The sequence below is a fragment of the Herbaspirillum sp. GCM10030257 genome (genome assembly GCF_042666555.1).
Taxonomy (GTDB): Bacteria; Pseudomonadota; Gammaproteobacteria; order Burkholderiales; family Burkholderiaceae_D; genus Noviherbaspirillum.
The window spans coordinates 293,235-313,568 of record NZ_JBHTDH010000004.1 but is presented as its reverse complement, the minus strand read 5'-3'; the positions used below and the strand labels follow the sequence as shown (position 1 = coordinate 313,568).

The following is a 20,334-nucleotide window of genomic DNA, read 5'->3' as shown; positions in this document are numbered from 1 at the left end:
GGGTGAAAGCGCTCTAGCGAAGCGGCGTGCCGGATGCGGGCAATGTCGCTGGAAACGGCGTTACAATTTCGCAAAACCTTTTTCAGGAGAGCCATTGTGTTATCCCGTGTAAGCCGCAGCACCTCATGATGATCCTCTATCACTGCATCAGCGCACGTTCCTTCCGTCCCTTATGGGCATTGGAAGAGCTGGGGCTGCCTTATGAACTGAAGATGCTGCCGTTTCCTCCGCGCGCGCTGGCACGGGAATACCTGGCGGTCAATCCGCTCGGCACCGTACCGGCACTGTTCGACGGTGAGCTATGCATGACGGAGTCAGCAGCGATCTGCCAGTATCTGGCGTCCCGCTTTGGCAAGGGCAGCCTCGATGTCGCTCAGGACAACCCGGATTACGGCCGTTACCTGAACTGGCTGCATCTGGGTGAAGCCACGCTTACCTTTCCGCAGACGCTGGTATTGCGTTATGGCCGGTTTGAAACACAGGATCGCAAGCAGCCGCAGGTTGTGGAAGACTACAGTCGCTGGTTCCTGGCACGGCTGCGTGCGGTGGACGCGGTAGTGGCGCACCAGGAATTCCTGTGCGCGCAGCGCTTCACGGCAGCCGATATTTCAGTTGGCTACGCGCTGATGCTGGCCGACTATCTTGGCATGGCAGAACGTTTTCCCGAGGCCGTGCTGCGCTACTGGCAACGCCTTCAACAACGGGACGGATTCCAGCGTGCGCTCGCCGCGCAGGAAAAAGCCGCGCTGGCCCAGGGCGTCTCCCCGGTCCCGGCACCGCTCGCCGGCCCCGCGGCATGAACAGTGACAAGCCCACCCGGCAATTCTCGGTATGTATCGAACCTTCCGGATGGCGCTTTACAACACCGCCGGACGGCTCCATCCTGACTGCCGCACGTACTGCAGGCATCGACCTGCCCGCCTCATGCCGAAACGGAACATGCCGAACCTGCCTCTGCAAACTGGTAGACGGCCGCATCCGCTACAGCATCGAATGGCCGGGCGTCAGCCCCGAAGAAAAGCGTGATGGCTACATTCTTCCCTGTGTTGCGGTAGCGGAATCGGATCTGGTCATCCATGTGCCGCATGCACGGCGTCTGCCCGGTTAGACGACTATTTTTTGTCGTCTTTGCGCCGTGCAATATCAACTAATGCCAATTGATACCAAGGCGGCCCATAACGCAACATGAAATCCTATTGATTTCATGTTGCTTTGCAGGTTGGCGCCGACATAGATCCCGCCGTGGAGCGGAAGCGATTACCGACGTCGCCGTCCGGATTTACACAACCGGCATTTAGCCAGCGTTACACCAAGGCGAAATGCGTATGCTGCAAGAACCAGCCACGCGCAAGTCTGGCCACCACTTCCAGGCTTCCCGGTTCATCGAACGAATGTGTGGCGCCGGGAATGATCTCAAGTCGCTTCTTGCACTCCAGTGCTGCGTACGCACTCCGGTTGGCATTGAGCACGCCGTCATCCAGGCTGCCGACGATCAGCAGTGTCGGCGCAAGGACTTTGGCCAGCGTCTGGCTGCCAAGGTCCGGTCGCCCTCCGCGCAACACGATGGCGCAGATATCACGCTGTCGTGACACCGCCAACTGCAGCGCCGCGGCGGCACCATAGCCGGAGCCGAACAAGGCAATCGGCAGCTCTCGTGTCGACTCATTAAGTTGCAGCCAGTCGCAGGCAGCCTGAAGACGCTCCGCGAGTAGAGCCACGCTTGGGCGAGGCTGATAGGTGCGGCGCTCATCCAGTGTGACCATGTCCAGCCACAGCGTGGCAAGGCGGGCATTGTGCAGGACGCTGCCGACATAGTCGTACGGCGGCTTGAGTCGGTTGCTGCCGCTGCCATTGGCGAATAACACAACGCCGAGATGATTCTCGGGAAGCCAGAGTGCGCCCTCCATGTGTATGTCTCCGCACGGGACGTGGATCGCCGTGCTTTGCATTGATAAAGCCATTGTTTTTCTCCAACAGGCCAAGGCCTGTGAAACGCGAGGATGACGGGCAGGACTGCGCTTGCCCGTTTGAGTTGTAGACGAAATGCCCGGTACCGACGGCTCGAAACTGCTGCACGGTGGAATGCAGCTGCCGAAACGGTTATACAGGCGTGTATGGTGTTGCGCTGCTGCTGCAGCACCGGGGCGAGGGACAAAGCAGGATATTCCCTGACAACTGAAATTCCTGCCGTCGCTGTGCGACGATTACATCGATCTGCCATTGCGCAAACAAAGGTATTTCTTCACGGTCTGCGATAACGCAAAGTTTGTGCCACCAGGACAAGGATGGACATAGCTCGGGGCGTCAGGAGCATGAATCGCTTGCGACGGGCGCAGTTGAAAATGGCGTGAGATGGAATGGAGTGTGTTGCAAGTCCGACGCATTCATCTGCTCGGCCCGCCAGCTCTCCTCCTGATGACCAGGATGGAGAGATGTTTTATGCTTCAGCAATGGAATCAGGGCCTCATGTCCAGGCAAGACATGCACACCTCATCATGATTATTTCCAACTATTCGCCGACTGTCCCCCCGCTCGGCTTCACCGGCTCCTCAGGCAATGCCAGCTTTTTCAGTCCGGATAAGGCCGGCCCCTCAAGCACCGTACCCTCGACCGAGAAGCGGCTGCCATGACATGGGCAGTCCCATGTGCGCTCGGCCTGGTTGAAATGCACCAGGCATTTCATGTGTGTGCAGACCGGGGAAACCACATGCAGCTGATACGCCTCGTCGCGATAGACTGCCAGCTTGTTGCCGGATACTTCGACAATTCGCCCTTCTCCCCGAGCGACTTCGGAAATCTCCTTGGCTTCCGGTGCCTTCAGGTAGTCCTTCACGTAATAGCTGGCGACGTTAAGGTTTTCCTTGATGAAAGTCGGTGCCGCCTTGATCGGATTGAAACGACGCGGCGTGTATAGCTCGGCGTATTGATTGTTCACCCCATTGATGTCGTCGGCGATCATCATGGCGGCAACGGTACCGTAAGTCAGTCCATCCGCGGCAAAACCGGTCGCATGCAGGAGTCGCGACCCGCTGGTCATTCTGCCGATGTAAGGCAGGCTGTCCGCCGGCCGGTATTGCTGTGCCGACCAGCGATAGGCGACGTCGCCGATATTGAAATTCCGGCGCAGCACCGCTTCAAGCTTCAGGTATTCTGCCTGCGCATCTTCCTTCTGCCCGGTCTTGTGCTTGCCACCGATAATCAACACATGCGGTGTGCCGCCAATGTCGACCAGGCGTGTTGAATGCTTCTCCGGTCCGGCACTCCAGAAAATGCCGCCGGAGAGCTGGGCTTCGCGCAAGGGCGCCGCAACTGCATACTCCCGGTACACGCCCAGCTCGGTATGCAACAGACTGATGCCCAGCGGGGTATGCGTTGCCATCACGATATGCTGCGCATGCACCCTGCCCTGCAGTGTCTTGATCAGGCCGGTGGCTTCATCGACATCGGTGACCGGACTCATTTCATAGATTTCGCAACGCCCCGACCGGATCGCCGACGCCAGTTGCCGCACATAGCTGAGGGGATGGAATTGCGCCTGGTTGGAGACGATCAGTGCCTTGTGCACAGGATAAGGAACCGGCAGGTCATTGCTGATCCTTGCTTGCAGGCCAAAACGCATGGCCGCCTGATATTCATGTTCAATGGTGTCATTGGCGGTCGGATCGGCATCCATGCTGTAGAGCGTCCATGGTTGCCGTGAAAAGCCGCACTGAATGTTGTGCTGCTGCACCAGGCCCTCGACCAGGTCAACCGCGCGGCGGCGCGAATCGACCACTTGCCGCGTCTTGAGCTCTCCCCATTTGGCGCTCAGCTTATGAAGATTCTGGTCGACCGTCGCATACAGGTTGCCGGTCGAGTGGCCGGTCGTGCCGGAGCCGATCTGCGCAGCTTCCAGCAATGCGACTCGCAGATTGGACTGCGCCAGCAAGGCGGCAGTCGTCATGCCGGTTATCCCGCCGCCAATAATCGCCACATCAACGTTGATCTCCGCCGCCAATGCGGGAAAATCAGGCTTCGGCGAAGCTGCTTCCCAGATCGGCCTGCGGGCCAGGGCAAAGCCGGTATTGTCGTCAAGGTCCATGATGTTTTCCTTGTTCAGATTAAACCAGGCACCCGGGGCATTGGCCGTGCGGGCACAATGAACGGTACGGTGACCACCTCGCCTTCCGGCACGCCGTTGTCATCGTCATCATCATCAATAGCCGGGATATGTACCGTGGGCCGTGGCATGGCCTGCGGTAGCGGCGGATCGGTCGGCGGCTCACTGCATGCGACGGTTGCCAGCGCCACTGCTGCAAGCAGAAGCAAGGACTTCCAGCTGATCTGATTTTTCTTCCAGGGGTCGGGGGAACGTTTCATGAGCTAGCCTTGCACTCTCGTTAAGCGGGTGTAGGTGATCCGCCATGCAAGCCCTGTTCCTGCATGCTGGACGCGAAGTCGGCCGGGACGTCAACGTCCTCATCATCGAGCCCGGCACGCATTCCCTTGAAGTAATCAATCGTGCGCCGCAATCCTTCATCGAGGCTGACCCCGGGCTCCCATTCGAGCATGCTGCGTGCGAGCGAGATGTCCGGCTTGCGCCGCACCGGGTCATCGCTGGGCAAGGGTTTGAACACAATGCTCGAGCGCGAGTTGCTCAGGGCAATCACCCGCTCGGCCAGTTCCAGCATGGTGTGCTCGGTCGGATTGCCCAGGTTGACCGGGCCGCAAAAGTCACCGGGGCTATTCATCAACTTGTCGAATGCAGCGATCAGATCATCGACATAGCAGAACGAGCGCGTCTGCGATCCGTCGCCGTAGATCGTCAGCGGCTCATTGGACAATGCCTGCATGATGAAGTTGGACACGACCCGCCCATCATTGGGGTGCATGCGCGGACCGTAGGTATTGAAGATGCGCGCGATCTTGACCTGGAGATTGTGCTGGCGCCGGTAATCCATGAACAGGGTTTCCGCGCAGCGCTTGCCTTCGTCATAACAGGAGCGGATGCCGATCGGATTGACATGCCCCCAATACTGCTCGGTCTGCGGATGCACTTGGGGATCGCCATAGACTTCACTAGTTGATGCCTGCAGGATCTTTGCCTTCACCCGCTTGGCGAGGCCCAGCATATTGATCGCCCCGTGTACGCTGGTCTTGGTAGTTTGTACCGGATCGTTCTGATAATGCACAGGTGACGCCGGGCAGGCCAGGTTATAAATTTCATCGACCTCGACGTACAGCGGAAAAGTGACATCGTGCCGCATCAGTTCAAATCGCGGATGCGCAAGCAGATTTGAAATATTGTGCTTGCTGCCAGTGTAAAAATTATCGACGCACAACACGTCGTGGCCCTGGCGCAGCAGGTATTCGCACAAATGCGAGCCAAGGAAGCCGGCGCCGCCGGTCACAAGAATACGTTTGCAGTCGGCTTCTTTCATGAATGCATTTCCCTTAGAGCGGATTTTGATGGGCCTGTTGAATCCAATGTGTTCAATCGGTTGGCGGGACTTGACAGGGTCGCCTGCTGATCAAGAAGACTGGCAGCCATCCCGATAACCTGGTCGGCAGTGACATCCTGCGCGCACTGGTGTCCGATCGGACATACCAGATGCATGCATGGCCGGCATGCGACCGGCGCCGCGATGACACGATGGCGCGAGCGGTCGAGCGGCGCCCAGCGGGCCGCATCCGAGCCGCAGGACACAATGACGCTGGGGGTCGCCACCGCCACCGCGACATGTGAAATGCCGGTATCGTTGGAAACCACCAGCCGCGCTTGCGAAAGCAAGGCGGCAAGGCCGCCAAGGTCTGTTTTGCCGCAGAGATTGCGGGCAGGCAAACGCATGGCGCGCTGCACGGCGTTGACCACCTCTGCCTCATCCGGCGATCCGGTCAACACCACCTGCAGTCCGGTCAGTGCGAGGCGATCGGCCACTTCCGCAAAACGCTGCGGCAGCCAGCGCCGCGATGGCAGCCGCGCACCGGGATGGACACAGACATAGGTGCCCGGCGCCGGCAGATCCGATACGCTCTGCTGCAAGGAATTGACATCAGTCTCGGTCAACGGAAATTCCAGCTGCTCACCCTTTGCCGGCGCACCAAGAAAGTCCATCAGGCGCAAGAACCGCAAGACCTCATGTTCGCGTTCATCCCACAGCGCGAAAGTTTGCGGGTCCGGACAATACTGGCCGGGCGCGATATAACCGGCAGTACGCTTCGCACCCATCAATACCGTCAGCGGATTGCTGAGGCCGCCGCTGCCATGCATCTGGATCGCCAGATCGAAGCGCCTGGCCTGCGCGTCGGCAAGGAAGGCGGGGAAGAGATCGATGCGGGCCTCCTGTTCCGGGAAACCCGGATAGCCGGGGAACACCAGCAGATCGTCGATGTACTGGCTGAAGCGGCTGACAAAGCTCTTGGCCCACGGCATCCCGATCAGCGTAATGCGTGCATCCGGCGCTGCTGCACGCAACGCACGCAAGGCCGGCACGGTGCATAGCATGTCGCCTAGCTGCAATGCACGGAATACCGCGATGTGCCGTACGGACGGATCGAATACCGCCTGCCTCTCCGGCAGGTCGATAATGTGCGTCTTCCCCATCATGGTTTCTGCACGATGAAGGAGCCGATGGCCAATGCATCGAGCGGTGTCGTGCAGAATGATTCGACCGCATCGCGCGGACTGCATACCACCGGTTCGCCGCGTGTATTGAACGAGGTATTGATCAGCACTGGCACGCCCGAACGTTCGGCAAATGCCGTGAGCAGATCGTAATAGGCCGGATTCTGCGAACGATTGATGGTCTGGATGCGTGCAGTGCCATCGACGTGACGCACCGCCGGAATCTTGTCTTCCTTGTCGGCACGCACGTCATACACAAAGACCATGAACGGCGATACATTGCCGTCGACAAACCAGTTGGCGGCTTCCTCCTCCAGCACCACGGGTGCGACGGGGCGGAAGTCTTCCCTGTCCTTGATGGTATTGAGGCGCTGCTGCATAGCCGGATCGAGTGGTGAGGCCAGAATGGAACGCGCACCGAGCGCACGCGGACCGAATTCCATGCGGCCCTGGAACCAGCCAATGACCTTGTTTTGCAGCAGCAAATCGGCAACTTCCTTCGACAGGTTATCGGCACGCCGGTAGCTGAGCTTGGCCTGCTTCAGGAATTCCTCGATTTCATCATCGTCATACGATGGGCCAAGGAAGGCATGGTCCATCTGCCAGCTACACTTGGACATGCCGCGCTGCTGGCCATCGATCCACAGCGCGGCACCCAGCGATGTACCCGAATCTCCCGATGCCGGCTGCACCCATACCTTCTTGAAAGGTCCGCGGTCGCGAACCCGCGCATTCATCACGCAATTGAGTGCGACACCGCCCGCCATCGCGAGATGCTCAGCGCCGGTTTCTTCGTGCAGCCAGTGCACCATCTTCAGCACCGTTTCTTCGAGCACGATCTGCAGCGATGACGCGATGTTCATGTGATGCTGGGTAAACTCCGCGCCGCGTTCGCGTGCCGGACCGAAAAGCTCGGCCCATTTCGCGGGATGGACTTCGTAGTCGCCATCGCCGCGATACTGCAGGATTACGTGAAACTGTTCGGCGAACACCGGCTTGCCGTAAGAGGCCAGCGCCATGACTTTGTATTCGTCGGAAGAATGCAGGAAACCGAGGTAGTCGGTGACGTTTTCGTAAAGCAGGCCTAGCGAATGCGGCAGGTTGACCTGCTTGAGCCGGTGATAGCGCCGGTCCTGGTAATAGCCGTAACTGGTGGTCGCCAGTTCGCCCCGGCCATCCATGGTAAGCACCGCGCATTCGTCGAAGGGAGCGGCAAGGAATGCGCTCGCCTCATGCGCAAGGTGATGTTCGACGAAGTGCCATTTGAACGGGCCATCATGCTGCACATCGCGAAAACGTTTGCGGATGTGATGGGGTGCACCGCTTGCCAGCTGGCGCGGCGCATTGACGATGGACGACAGGAACAAGGGATCCCAGGGCGACAGCCAGTCGCTTTTGTGCGCGGAGGGTTCCAGCGGCAGTGTGATGGTTTCATCACCCTTGCGTTCACCGAGCAGCAGCCATGGATTGTACGAATAAGCGACATGGTCCACATCAGCCAGTGCGATACCAGCTTCCTTCAGGCAATAGTCGATCGCATGGAAAGGGAGCTGCCATGTTGAAAACGGCACAGGTCGTTTGCCGTGCTTGATGCGAGTGAAGCGTTCCTCTTCCGCAGCGGCGATGACTTCACCATCGCGAACCAAAGTAGCAGAACAATCATGGTAGGCAGCATTGATTCCAAGCGTATACACATTTCCCTCCGGAGTTGGATTTGCCGTACAGGTAGTGCCCAGGCGACAGGATGCGCAGAGCCGACGGCGTGATGCAGGACGTCGCAATTTGTGAGCAATTAAGCAAGCGATATACCTATGCCGAAGGTGCGCCCTGCACCCATGGAATGCTCACCATCAGTCATGCGGCAGGCGAAATTTGCGCGTAACTTCTACAGGCGCATGTAATTAAGACCTCGTGGCATTTACCTCCCGGCTGCATGCACAGCGCCAGAAGGTTTTTCCTGGATAGTAGCCTGCCGCTGGGCATGTCGCTTGTTGCTGAGATAGATGATTTCACCCACGACGGCGGTCAGGAACATGAAAAAGTTAGTGAAGACAAACACCCAGTTATCCACTAGGTAACTGTAAATCGTAAAGCCGAACGATGCACTCAACTGACCAATAAATAGCCACTTCGATACACCATCCACACGCTTGGTGCGCCACTGTGTATAGACCTGCCTGGAAATCGTCGACACGAGTACGAGCGAACTGATCCAGCCGACAATATCGGCATTCATTGCGATTCCTTTCAAAAATGGAAGAGCTGATAACTTATCTGGCGTGCGCACCGCAATCGTCATGCCTGCTTGCCAGGTTTGCCTGAGGGAATGGTTTCCGTTATGCCCGTCCTGCAGTCCGTATCGGCTTCACGGACACACGATGACGTATAGAAAAGCAGGGGCTAGGAACTTGTGTGCCTGCACAAGTATCCCATTCCCTTGACCGGCGCCCACCCTCAATACCTGCCCTGCCTTAGCTTGATCTGAAATAGTTCCGGAAGAAATTTCAGCGCCCAGGTGTAAGGATTACAGTGATCATTACAGTTATCAAACCAGGGCGGCGAGCCGGAATTGCCACCCTGAAGGACACAAGCCTTATGTCGGATGCAAGCACGGAAAAAGGCGGTGATATCAACGTCGTGAAAGACCTGTGGCGAGTAGTGTCCGCCTTTCGCGGCAGGATTTTCCTCGCACTTTTTTTCCTGATCCTCGCCAAGCTGGCGGTCGTGTCGGTTCCACTGGCGCTCAAGCGCATCGTCGATGAACTGTCGCGGCCCGAGCATATCGTTGCCCTGCCTGTCGTCCTGCTGATCGGTTATGCGCTGCTGCGCTTTGCCAGCACCCTGTTCAATGAACTACGCGACCTGTCATTCTCGCGGGTGACCCAGCATACGGTAGCCACCTATGCACTGAATACCTTTTCCCATTTACATGCGCTCGGCGCGCGCTTCCATGCAAAGCGGCGGATCGGCGGCCTGCTGCCCGACATCGATCGCGGCACCAATGGCATCGCGTTTCTGCTCGGTGTCGGCCTGTTCACACTGGTGCCGACCCTGCTCGAAATCGGCATGGTCATCGCCATCATGACAGCCCGGTACAGTGACTGGTTTACCGTGATTCTCGGTGTGACCTTCCTGATCTATTGCGGTTTCACGCTGATCTTTACGCAGCGTCGTTCGATCTACCAGCGGCGCGTGAACCGGCTCGACTCGAATGCAAAGAGCTTGCTGGCCGACAGCCTGATCAACTACGACGCGGTCAAATACTTCACCAATGAGCGCGGCGAAGCACAACGCTTCCAGCACATCATGGATAACTGGGCAGAGGCAGCGGTGACCAACCAGCGTGCCTTGTTTATCCTGCATGTCGGCCAGAGCGCGATCATTGCAATGGGCGTTGCCTCTGTGATGCTGCTCGCAGGAAAATTCGTCCTCACGCGTGAGATGACTGTCGGCGACCTTATTCTGATCAATGCCTATGTGATCCAGGTCTGTCTTCCGCTCAATGCGCTCGGCTTCGTCTACCGAGAAGCAAAAGATGCACTGGTCAATGCGGAAAAGCTCTTCCAGCTGCTACGTGAAAAACCGGAAATCGATGAAGCACCCGGCCTGCCTTCACTGAAAGTTTCGCGCGGCGAGGTCGTCTTTGACAACGTCGTGTTTGCCTATGAAGCGGCGCGTCCCATCCTGCATGGCATCAGCTTCCGCATTCCGCCCGGCGGCACCGTTGCCGTGGTCGGCGGCAGCGGCTCGGGCAAATCCACGCTGGCGCGCCTGCTGCTGCGCTTCTATGAAGTCGGTGGGGGAAGCATCAGCATCGATGGCCAGGATATTCGCGGCGTCAACAGCAGCAGTCTGCGGCTTGCCATAGGTGTGGTTCCGCAGGAAGCACTGCTGTTTAACGATACCATTGCATTCAATATCGGCTACGGACGCAACGGCGCCACCATGGATGAGATTGTCGCCGCCGCCAAGGCCGCGCATGTGCACGAATTGATTGACTCCCTGCCGCACAAGTACGAGACCCAGGTTGGCGAACGTGGCGTCATGCTGTCAGGCGGCGAGAAACAACGTATCGCCATTGCGCGCGCGATCCTGAAAAACCCACCCCTGCTCATCTTCGACGAGGCGACTTCCGCCCTCGATACGGCATCGGAGCAGGCGATCCAGCATGAGCTGGACCAGCTTTCAGAGAACCGCACGACTCTGGTCATTGCGCACCGGCTTTCCACCGTTGTAGATGCCACGGAAATTCTGGTCATGGAACGCGGGCGCATCATCGAACGCGGCACTCATGCAAAGCTGTTGCAGCAAGGCGGTGCTTACGCGCGACTATGGCAATTGCAACAGCGCGAGGATGACCAGCAACGCATCGACCAAGTCATGCATTCAATGAACTGAAAGTTTTTCCCTACTTGCCTCGCATCCATGGGATTTGAGGCGGGTCAACACTGTGTAATGGAACAGGAATTGCATGTCAAACAAATCAACGTACAGCAGCGCACCGGCTCGACCGGCACCTTTCATAATTGATTGGCGTGACCCCATTTAATGGTTCTTGCAGGACAGATTCCATGTCAAAGATAATAGCTTTCGATCGAAACCGTAAGAACATTGCTGCCGAACATACAGATCGCGGCTTGCAAGCCGGCGGCGTGGTCATGCGTCGCCGTAACGGCGTGCCTGCAGTAACGCCGATCAACATCGGCACGAGCCAGGATGGAGCGACGGCCAGTATTGCTGCATCGATCGTGGTGCCGACACGCGGCCGGCCGCAACTTCTTAACCGCTGCCTTGCCAGCCTGGTACTGCAGAGCTTCGAACCCGATCGATTTGAAATCATCATCGTCGATGACGGGCCGAGCAACGACACCCGTGAAGTGGTCGCGGGCTGGGCCGCGCATACCGAAGAAAAAGGTGGTCCGCAGGTCACCTACATTCCGTCCATGGGTCCACACGGTCCCGCCGCCGCCCGCAACCACGGCTGGCGCGCGGCACGTGGCACGATCATCGCCTTTACCGACGACGACACCATTGCTCGCGCCGATTGGCTGCGTAACGGCCTGCAGGCATTTGCCGACAATGTGCATGCCGTCTGTGGCCGCATAGTGATGCCGCTCGAACATACACCGACGGATTACGAACTCGATGCGAAGAATCTTGAAACCGCGGAGTTCGTCACCGCCAATTGCTTCTGCCGCAAAAAGGTGCTTGAAGACCTTGGCGGTTTCGACGAACGTTTCAGGTTTGCCTGGCGTGAGGATTCAGACCTGCATTTCAGGCTGCTCGATTACCAAGCCAACATCGTACGCGAGCCCAATGCGGTGATGATGCACCCGATACGTCCCGCTGGCTGGGGCGTGAGTCTGCAGCAGGTAAAGAAGGTACAGTTCGACGCCCTGCTCTACAAGAAGCATCCAACGCTGTATCGCCGCAAGATCCGCGGCAATCCACGCTGGGATTTCTACCTGACAGTCGGTGCGCTGCTGGTCATGCTGGTGTCGCTGCCAACCGATGCCAAAGGTGTGACTGTCCTGTCCGGACTGGTGTGGGCATTCATGACGGGCCGTTTCTGCGTGCAGCGCCTGCGCAAAACCTCGAAGGCGCCAGGCCATGTCCTGGAGATGGTCGTCACTTCCGCATTGATCCCGCCCATGGCGGTATTCTGGCGCGCGGTAGGCGCCTTCCGTTATAAGGTGGGCTTCCTTTGAACTGTGCCACGCGGTCCGGCACGACGAGCCGGACCATCGACTGATCTTGCTCATCATCGCCGAATCGCCGTAACACCCCAACATGTGTCCGGCGCGATGAGCTTGCCGATTGAATTGCAGCTTCTGAATCACGGATATCCGGAACATGCAGCGACGACTCAAAATCCTCACTTGGCATACCCACGGCAGCTACCTCTACTATCTCACCCAGGCACCGCACGATTTCTATGTGCTGTCCAAGCCTGACCGCCCGCCCGGCTATGGCGGGCGCTGTGGACATATCCCCTGGGGCGATAATGTCATCGATATGCCGGTCAGCGAGGTCAAGGACCATGAGTTCGACCTGATCCTATTTCAGGATGACGACCAATACCTGAAGGACCAGCATTCCTATCTGAGCGAAGCGCAACGCTGCCTGCCCAGGATCTATATCGAGCACGACACGCCGCGCGAACACCCCACCGACATGCGGCATCCGGTTGATGATCCATCGATCCTGCTGGTACATGTCACGCCCTTCAATGCGCTGATGTGGGATAACGGCCGCACGCCAACCCGCGTGGTTGAGCACGGAGTGATCGTTCCACCGGATGTGTCTTATCGTGGCGACCTCGATCGCGGCCTGGTCGTCATCAACAACATCGCCACGCGCGGACGTCGTCTTGGCTATGACGTCTTCAAGCAGGCCCGGGAAAAAGTGGCGCTGGACCTGGTTGGCATGGGCGCACTTGAAGCGGGCGGTATCGGCGAGATTCAGCATGCGCAGCTGCCGGCGTTTTCCGCGCAATACCGTTTCTTCTTTAATCCCATCCGCTATACCAGCCTGGGGCTCGCCGTGATCGAGGCGATGATGATAGGCATGCCGATTGTCGGCCTGGCGACCACGGAGATGGCCACCGTCATCGATAACGGTGTCTCCGGCTATGTCAATACCGATGTGAATATTCTCATCGCACGTATGCAGGAGATGCTGGCCGATCCGAACCATGCGCGGCGATTGGGCAAAGGTGCACGCCGCTACGCCTGCGAGCGTTTCCACATCGATCGCTTCGTCCGTGACTGGAACGATACCTTCTATGCGGTGACGATGTAATACCCGCATTACCACTTTTCAGCAAGACATCAGAAAGGACAGCATGACAGCAAACAGCAGTTATCTCATCGATCGCGCCGCTGCCGAAAAGGCGGTGCGCCTGAGTCTGCCCATGATTGAAGAAGCTATGACACTCAAGGAAGTCGGAGAGAGCGGCTTTCTGTATATCGTGGTGATGGATCCGCTGCGCACACCGGCGAATTCGTCGTTCGAGGAAGCCGTTCTGTATGAACACGCAATCGGCGACCGCGAAAAATGGGATGCGGATTATGCAGGTTTTGCCCGGGCAAAGGCGCTGGTCGCCTGGCGTACCGGAATGGATAGTCACAAGGTGCAGGAACTGCAGCCTCACTTGCTCGCGGCTAAGGATACGGTCCTGTGGGGTAGCGTCGTGGTCGATGGCATCGTGGTTGGTGTGAGCGGTGCAAACGCCTGGTATGACGAGGCGTTTGCAGGGACGGTGGCGATGTGCCTGCGTGCGCTGGCGAAGGCCGGCGTTGTGGAAGCGCGAAAGTCCGGACTGTTCCTGTCGCCGCGCTGATTGGCTCTGTGGCTTATTCCGTAGCTTGACAAGAACTTCAACAGGCTTGCATCTTTTGAATGGGAGCAAGCCTGCCAACCTTTATCCCAGCGTATAAAACACCAGCCTCGCATTCGCCGCGTCAAAGTACAAGCCCTGCCAGGGCAACGCCACCACGGCACCGCTGCGCCTGCGCGACAGAATGACATAACGCAGCTGATGCGTTACCGCATCGATCATCAAATGATCGACATGTCCTATTCTTTCTCCACTCGCGGTCACGACTGCGCAGCCGGCCAGCAATTCCGCCGTGCTCGAATCCTGTCCCGACAGCCGCACGAAGCGCTTCGGCCCATTCCTGGGCGGATCATTCCGGGAACGGCCACATAAAGTACGCAACATGTCTGGCTCCTTGTCATTCACTTCGACGCTTTCCTGCCCTGCATTTTCTTGCGATTTCAGGCCCGCGGTCCTGCTCCGCCCGTTCCACCGGACCCGCCCGACCAGCTTACGCGACGTGAGCCGGCAGCGCCGAGCGCACCGCCGCCGATACCGATGGCAAGCGCCAGGGCAACCGCAAGAAAAACCACCCATGCCGCCGTTCCGGCATTCTGCATTGCGGTCTCGGCTTTTGCCTTGCCCTGTTGCGATGCGGCACCGGCTGAACCGGACACAATCAGTGCCTGGTCGACGATCGCTTCGGCACGCGCCTGCTCCACACCCATGGTGCTGGTGACCAGTTGCACAGCCTGGTCACGCTGGCCGTTCTGTATGTATTGCTGGAGCTGGCGCATGGCCTGCGGATCGACACGCCCACCCTGTGCGCGCATCATCGCCGCAAGGGGAGACTCGCCGCTGGCGCCACTGACCCTGGCCAGCTGACTCATGTTATTGAACACACCGCTGACAAGCGTGCCACCGATCGATGTGGCCAGTATCGCAAACATGATAGTGGTGACTGCCCACGATACGGCGCCGTGCAGAACGCCATCCGCCTTGCGTTTCAGGCCTGACATCCTTGCGGCAACATAGCCGCCGAAGAAGGCGGCGACCAGCATGCTGACGCCAGCCCAGATCAACGGTCCCATGCCGAAGGATTCACCTTCGGTGACTTCAATCGATGATAAACCAGTGGCAATGCCGAGCAGGGTCAGCGCAAGTTGCACGGAGATGCCAACCGCTACGCCCGCAAGCACTGCGCCCCAACGGATGGCCGGAAACACCTGCCGGCGCATGCCGTAATTGGCGACGTCGACCTGATGCACTGCCTCGCCATGAGGCGGACGCGGATCGTTGATTGCCATTTTTTTTACTCCTTATTAGACGTAACACCACCAGGACATACAACGACCGTATGCGCAGCACGCATACGGTTCCCCAAAGTGCCCTGGCGTCATGATGAAAACGCAACATTCATGCCCAGTCGTTGGGCGCAATGTTGTATGCAGTCCCTTCATGCCGCTGCATGCAAATTCGCCGCGAGGCTTTTACATACCCGGTAAAGACTTCTTACTTTTCCAGTGCATCAACGTCAGCTTGCAGTCGCCGGCGGTGCTTCTTCAACGGTATCGATCGCCTGCTTCATACGACGCAGAAACTCGCGCCGCACTTGCCATTGCTTGCCTGGCTGCACTTTCAGCCTGCAGCGTACCGTCACTGCCGCATCCTCCAGCTTCTCGACGCCGGCAATATCGATCTCATCCTGCATCAAGGGGCCAAGTACCGGATCCCTGCGCATACTTTCATCCACCTTGTGCATGAGATCAAACACGCGGCCGAGGTCATCTTGCCGCTTGACGTTGATATCCACGATCGCATAACCGAAATCACGGCTGCGGTTGGTAACAACGGTGATCATGCCGTTAGGAATAAAATGCACGCTGCCGTCGTCGTCGCGCATGCGAATGTGGCGCAAGGTGACTCGTTCGACGTAGCCGCTCTTTCCAGCCGCGTCGATGATGTCGCCTTCACTGACCTGATTTTCAAGGAGCAGGAACAGACCGGTAAAAAAATCCTTGACCAGGCTCTGCGCGCCAAAGCCGATGGCAATGCCCGCCACGCCAGCGGTCGCCAGAATCGGTGTGATAGAAATCCCAATCAGCCCGAGGGTCAGCATGATCGTAAGGCCAATGATCACGATATTCGCGGTATAGCGAAACACGTTCATCAATGTCTCTATGCGGCGCGAATCACGTATCTTGTCCGCATGCCGCAACACGTGCGCGTGCAATAGCCGAAGTACACGGCGTATCAGGCGCAATGCCACCCAGGCGAGCACCCAGACCAACAGCATATTGAACCATGGTCGAAGTGCATCGACCCATTGCTTCATGGTGTCCGGTTCAAGCGTCATAGTTTGGAAAGATAAAAGACATCGGCGGCGTACGCGTGTAGCACCTGCTGCACGCGTACGTCGCCTGCGACCGCAAGGATCGGGAGATTAACGGAAACGTTCGACGATTACACCATTCTCAAGGCGCACACGCTCGCCGACCTGTACGCCCGGTTGAACATCTTGCGACAGAGTCTGGATCGATCCATTGTCCATGCGTACTGCAACCCGGTATGACTGGGAGGTACTGGCAGCGCGGGAATTATTTTCCATGGCACGGCCTGCCAGTGCACCGCCGGCAACACCGGCAACCGTTGCTGCAGTACGTCCGCTTCCGCTACCGACCTGGTTACCAAGTACCCCACCTACGACTGCACCGGCGACAGTGCCGACACCGACGCCATTGGATGCCTGCTGGCCAGGGACAACATCAATTGCCTGCACCACGCCATAGCCGGTTGCGCTGCTCGCTGTCGTAACCGGGATCGAACTGGTGGTGGTTACTGGAATCGAGCTGTTGTTCGTGGTGGTTGGTGTGCTGCCGCAAGCGGCGAGCATGGCTACGGTGGCAACAGAGGCAGCAATCTTCATTTTCTGGATCCACATATTGATCTCCTTATTGTTAAAAGTCGAAAGCGGTTTCGATTCAGGTTGTATGCAACTCCGGCACCTGCCGAATGTGGCAGTTTCGCTCTGTAAGCGAAATGAATGATGCCGGTCCGGAAATGCTAAACATGCACTTCCTATGCCAGATCGCAAACACCGCTTGTCAAGACGACATCAGAATCGACACCATGATTTGCCCATGCACGGCATATCTTTTCATTTCTACACAGCTGTTGTCGCACTTTTTACATGGTCGCGTATTTCTTACTCGCATAAATTGCGAACGGCCAAAGAGAAACCAAGTGCCGATGAATTAAACACAAACGACTTCCTACACTTTGCCTTGCACTCACATCGAACGAGTATGGGTACATCATTTGCTTAATAAACAAGGTAGCAAAAAGCTGCATTTCGACAATTCGAAGAATCATCAAATCTATGCGAAAAATTGCCCTTATCAGCGAGCATGCCTCCCCCCTTGCCCAGATCGGCAGCACGGATAGTGGGGGACAAAATGTGTACGTTGCGCAGCTTGCGAGGCATCTCGCACGGCTTGGTTACCTAGTCGATATTTTTACCAGGCGTGACAGCGAAACACAGGAACAAGTCGTCGACTGGTATCCCGGCATCCGTGTCGTCAACGTTCCGGCAGGCCCCGCACATTACATACCCAAAGAGCAGATGCTTCCCTTCATGGAGCAGTTTGGTCGGTTCATGATCCGCTTTGCACGAAGACAGAAGCTGCCTTACGACCTTGTCCATGCCAATTTCTTCATGTCCGGCATGGTGGCGCGCCAGGTGCGCGATGCGCTCGGGATTCCGTTCGTCATGACCTTCCACGCATTGGGACGGGTACGCCGCTTGAGTCAGAAGGAAGCCGACGCATTTCCGGATGTGCGCTTTGCGATCGAAGAACGGCTGATGCATGAGGCGGACCGGATTGTTGCCGAATGTCCGCAAGACCAGCGTGACATGGAGCAGCATTATGGCGCGCCGAGCGATCGCATCGACGTCGTGCCTTGTGGATTTGATCCTGAAGAATTCTGGCCGGTCACCCTCGATGCGCGTCAGCAACTGGGGCTGGACCGCAGTGAATTCATAGTCCTGCAACTGGGGCGCATGGTGCCGCGCAAGGGTGTCGATAACGTGATCCGCGCGGCAGCGATCCTGCGCCATCAATACCAGGTAGCGGTACGCCTGTTGATCGTCGGCGGCAATGCGGAACAGCCCGACCCGGTAGCAACGCCGGAGCTTGGCCGCCTGATGGCACTGACCCGCGAACTCGGCATCGAACAATGCGTGACGTTTACCGGACAGCGCCAGCGCGGCCAGCTTCGTTATTACTATAGCGCCGCCGATGTATTCGTCACCACGCCCTGGTACGAGCCTTTCGGCATTACGCCGGTCGAAGCAATGGCTTGCGGCACACCTGTCGTCGGCACTGCGGTCGGTGGTATCAAGACCACCGTCGTCGATGGTGAGACCGGTTATCTTGTCCCACCCAACGATCCCGAATGCCTGGCCGAACGGCTCTTTGCGCTATACCAGAATCCGCATATGGCGCAACGCATGGGATGGGCTGGTATGCGCCGGGCCTATCAGCACTTTACCTGGCGCAGCGTGGCGAGCAACATTGCCGCCGTGTATGAAAACGTGCTCGAACCTGCAACGCAGTTCATGCATCGACCACTCGCTTCAGGAGAAATGAGCCTGCGTAGTTGATCAGCGGGAAAGCGTTTCAGACAAGAGTCGCAAGCTCAACCGGCCAGCGGTGTCTGCATTATCTGCCGTCTCTTGCCGGACCGTTCAAATGTCACATCGATACCGTTTGCATCAACAACGGCTGCGCCAATGCGGCGTAGCCTCAATGCGATCTTTACGATATATCTAACTTTACGGAGAGGGAATTGAGCAACGTGCAAGTATCCAGTTATGTAGCAGACCCGGCCGAGGCAAACCAGCTTACGGGCAAGACCATTCTCGTCACTGGCGGCGCCAGCGGCCTTGGCGCAGCGCTGTGTCACGTGCTGTCCTCGTCCGGCGCCAACGTGGTGGTCGGTGATCTTAATCTCGACAAGGCGCAGACCGTAGCGTCGCTGCTGGCAGAAGCAGGCGGCAAGACCCATGCACTCGGCTTCAATGTCGGGGACCCGGTGGCCGCCGAGCGAGCGATTGCGCAGACAGTCGAGCGCTTCGGTCAGATCGATGTGCTGATCAATAACGCCGGCACCGATGTCACCCAGTCCATTGATGAACTCTCCATCAATGACTGGGACCGCGTGATGCGTACCAACCTTTACGGTCCCTTCCTGCTTTCCAAGTTCGCGGCCCGACAGATGCAGAACGGCGGGCAGATCGTCAACATTGCATCGACCGCCGCCAAGCGCGCATGGCCGAATGCATCGGCTTACCATGCCAGCAAATGGGGGCTGCTCGGTCTGTCGCATGCATTGCATGCCGAGCTCCGTCCTAAGAAGATCAAGGTCACCGCGGTTCTGGCCGGCGGTATGCGCACGCCTTTCCTGCTTGACCGTTTTCCTGACATCGACATCAATACGCTGCAGGATCCGGTCAATGTCGCCAAGGCGGTCAAGTCGGTCCTGCTCCTGCCCGAACAGACCGTGATTCCGGAAATCATGGTACTGCCGATGCAGGAATCGTCCTGGCCGTGATCAACGGTGGAGACCGCTTCGGACAAGCCGCCATAACCTATGGCGGCTGCATCAAAGCACCGAGGCCCTCAGCAGCCGCAACGCTCGAAACTTCGATTATGCAAGGCTCGCGCTTAATGCAAAGACCTGCATGACTTCACCTCGGAATCCCCATGCGAGCAATATTTCTGGATAAGGACGGCACCCTGGTTGAAGACGTTCCTTACAACGTCAACCCAGGCCTCATAGAACTGACCTGGCACGCCGGCCAGGCGCTGCAACTGTTGCAACACATGGGCTATGCCCTTTTTGTCGTTTCCAACCAGTCAGGCGTTGCCAAGGGCTTGTTTACCGAAGCGGCTCTGAACCCCGTACATCAACGCCTGACGGAACTGCTCGCGCAATACGGTGTGGAACTGAGCGGCTTCTATTATTGCCCGCACTGTCCCGATGGTGTAATCAGCCGCTATGCGATTCCCTGCACCTGTCGCAAGCCGATGCCGGGCATGCTTTACCGCGCGGCGCACGAGCACGATATCGACCTTTCCCAATCATGGATGATCGGCGACATCCTGCATGATGTTGAAGCAGGTCGCCGTGCAGGATGCCAGACCATTCTGATCGATAACGGCAACGAGACCGAATGGAAACTATCAGCACAACGCACACCGCACTTCAAGGCATCGGATCTGTATGCCGCCGCTACCATCATCGCGGGCATGGAGATCGGACCAAGGGCCATGGGCGGCATGGACAGCATGATCCAGCAACTCTGACCGGCGCAGCGAAACAAAAACTGGAAATTTCAGACAGCAGAACC

The 20,334-nt window shown here is 57.8% G+C and carries 20 protein-coding genes; 9 read left to right on the top strand and 11 right to left on the bottom strand.

Annotated features, from left to right (window positions below):
• Positions 1 to 125: 125 nt before the first annotated feature.
• Positions 126 to 800, top strand: a complete 675-nt coding sequence (locus tag ACFQUU_RS08380) for a glutathione S-transferase family protein (RefSeq protein ID WP_382245415.1) — start codon at positions 126 to 128, stop codon at positions 798 to 800.
• On the top strand, positions 797 to 1,108 hold the full coding sequence (locus ACFQUU_RS08375; protein ID WP_382245412.1) for a 2Fe-2S iron-sulfur cluster-binding protein: 312 nt from the start codon (positions 797 to 799) through the stop codon (positions 1,106 to 1,108). Before ACFQUU_RS08380 ends, ACFQUU_RS08375 begins: the two co-directional genes overlap by 4 nt.
• A gap of 196 nt (positions 1,109 to 1,304) precedes the next feature.
• On the opposite strand, the gene ACFQUU_RS08370 is transcribed toward ACFQUU_RS08375, so the two are convergent.
• The 7 genes from ACFQUU_RS08370 to ACFQUU_RS08340 form a co-directional block, all read right to left on the bottom strand.
• Entirely contained in the window at positions 1,305 to 1,907 is a 603-nt protein-coding gene (locus ACFQUU_RS08370) for a dienelactone hydrolase family protein (RefSeq protein ID WP_382245409.1), read from the bottom strand.
• Positions 1,908 to 2,509: 602 nt separating this feature from the next.
• Positions 2,510 to 4,081, bottom strand: coding sequence for an FAD-dependent oxidoreductase (locus ACFQUU_RS08365; RefSeq protein WP_382245406.1), 1,572 nt, complete (start codon positions 4,079 to 4,081; stop codon positions 2,510 to 2,512).
• A 14-nt stretch (positions 4,082 to 4,095) separates the two neighbouring features.
• Positions 4,096 to 4,359 carry a hypothetical protein gene (locus ACFQUU_RS08360; RefSeq protein ID WP_382245403.1) on the bottom strand — a complete coding sequence of 88 codons (264 nt, stop codon included), beginning with the start codon at positions 4,357 to 4,359 and terminating at the stop codon, positions 4,096 to 4,098.
• A gap of 20 nt (positions 4,360 to 4,379) precedes the next feature.
• On the bottom strand, positions 4,380 to 5,420 hold the full coding sequence (locus tag ACFQUU_RS08355; RefSeq protein ID WP_382245400.1) for a UDP-glucuronic acid decarboxylase family protein: 1,041 nt from the start codon (positions 5,418 to 5,420) through the stop codon (positions 4,380 to 4,382).
• On the bottom strand, positions 5,417 to 6,583 hold the full coding sequence (locus ACFQUU_RS08350; RefSeq protein WP_382245754.1) for a glycosyltransferase family 9 protein: 1,167 nt from the start codon (positions 6,581 to 6,583) through the stop codon (positions 5,417 to 5,419). The genes ACFQUU_RS08355 and ACFQUU_RS08350 overlap by 4 nt, the downstream gene beginning before the upstream one ends.
• A complete protein-coding gene (locus ACFQUU_RS08345) occupies positions 6,583 to 8,298 on the bottom strand; it encodes a carbamoyltransferase (protein ID WP_382245397.1) in 1,716 nt (571 codons plus the stop codon). The genes ACFQUU_RS08350 and ACFQUU_RS08345 overlap by 1 nt, the downstream gene beginning before the upstream one ends.
• Positions 8,299 to 8,522: 224 nt before the next feature.
• Positions 8,523 to 8,903, bottom strand: coding sequence for a hypothetical protein (locus ACFQUU_RS08340; protein WP_382245394.1), 381 nt, complete (start codon positions 8,901 to 8,903; stop codon positions 8,523 to 8,525).
• 296 nt (positions 8,904 to 9,199) lie between these two features.
• Between ACFQUU_RS08340 and ACFQUU_RS08335 the strand changes: the two genes are divergently transcribed.
• The 4 genes from ACFQUU_RS08335 to ACFQUU_RS08320 all read left to right on the top strand — a co-directional run bounded on the left by ACFQUU_RS08335 (position 9,200) and on the right by ACFQUU_RS08320 (position 13,946).
• On the top strand, positions 9,200 to 11,002 hold the full coding sequence (locus ACFQUU_RS08335) for an ABCB family ABC transporter ATP-binding protein/permease (protein ID WP_382245391.1): 1,803 nt from the start codon (positions 9,200 to 9,202) through the stop codon (positions 11,000 to 11,002).
• Between the two features lie 173 nt (positions 11,003 to 11,175).
• Entirely contained in the window at positions 11,176 to 12,312 is a 1,137-nt protein-coding gene (locus tag ACFQUU_RS08330) for a glycosyltransferase family 2 protein (protein ID WP_382245388.1), read from the top strand.
• A 145-nt stretch (positions 12,313 to 12,457) separates the two neighbouring features.
• A complete protein-coding gene (locus tag ACFQUU_RS08325) occupies positions 12,458 to 13,405 on the top strand; it encodes a glycosyltransferase (RefSeq protein WP_382245385.1) in 948 nt (315 codons plus the stop codon).
• Positions 13,406 to 13,448: 43 nt separating this feature from the next.
• Positions 13,449 to 13,946, top strand: a complete 498-nt coding sequence (locus ACFQUU_RS08320) for a hypothetical protein (RefSeq protein WP_382245382.1) — start codon at positions 13,449 to 13,451, stop codon at positions 13,944 to 13,946.
• A gap of 81 nt (positions 13,947 to 14,027) precedes the next feature.
• On the opposite strand, the gene ACFQUU_RS08315 is transcribed toward ACFQUU_RS08320, so the two are convergent.
• From ACFQUU_RS08315 to ACFQUU_RS08300, 4 genes are all read right to left on the bottom strand, one after another.
• Positions 14,028 to 14,327 carry a PRC-barrel domain-containing protein gene (locus ACFQUU_RS08315; RefSeq protein ID WP_382245380.1) on the bottom strand — a complete coding sequence of 100 codons (300 nt, stop codon included), beginning with the start codon at positions 14,325 to 14,327 and terminating at the stop codon, positions 14,028 to 14,030.
• Between the two features lie 56 nt (positions 14,328 to 14,383).
• Entirely contained in the window at positions 14,384 to 15,229 is an 846-nt protein-coding gene (locus ACFQUU_RS08310; protein WP_382245377.1) for a hypothetical protein, read from the bottom strand.
• A 227-nt stretch (positions 15,230 to 15,456) separates the two neighbouring features.
• Entirely contained in the window at positions 15,457 to 16,257 is an 801-nt protein-coding gene (locus tag ACFQUU_RS08305) for a mechanosensitive ion channel family protein (protein ID WP_382245374.1), read from the bottom strand.
• 108 nt (positions 16,258 to 16,365) lie between these two features.
• Complete coding sequence (locus ACFQUU_RS08300; RefSeq protein WP_382245371.1) at positions 16,366 to 16,863, bottom strand: glycine zipper 2TM domain-containing protein; 498 nt, start codon at positions 16,861 to 16,863, stop codon at positions 16,366 to 16,368.
• A gap of 438 nt (positions 16,864 to 17,301) precedes the next feature.
• On the opposite strand from ACFQUU_RS08300, the gene ACFQUU_RS08295 reads away from it, so the two are divergent.
• The 3 genes from ACFQUU_RS08295 (at position 17,302) to ACFQUU_RS08285 (ending at position 20,290) form a co-directional block, all read left to right on the top strand.
• Positions 17,302 to 18,585: a glycosyltransferase family 4 protein gene (locus ACFQUU_RS08295; RefSeq protein ID WP_382245369.1), complete on the top strand. Its 1,284-nt coding sequence runs from the start codon at positions 17,302 to 17,304 to the stop codon at positions 18,583 to 18,585.
• A 185-nt stretch (positions 18,586 to 18,770) separates the two neighbouring features.
• Positions 18,771 to 19,535: an SDR family oxidoreductase gene (locus tag ACFQUU_RS08290; RefSeq protein ID WP_382245366.1), complete on the top strand. Its 765-nt coding sequence runs from the start codon at positions 18,771 to 18,773 to the stop codon at positions 19,533 to 19,535.
• Positions 19,536 to 19,687: 152 nt separating this feature from the next.
• Complete coding sequence (locus tag ACFQUU_RS08285; protein ID WP_382245364.1) at positions 19,688 to 20,290, top strand: D-glycero-alpha-D-manno-heptose-1,7-bisphosphate 7-phosphatase; 603 nt, start codon at positions 19,688 to 19,690, stop codon at positions 20,288 to 20,290.
• Positions 20,291 to 20,334: the final 44 nt, after the last annotated feature.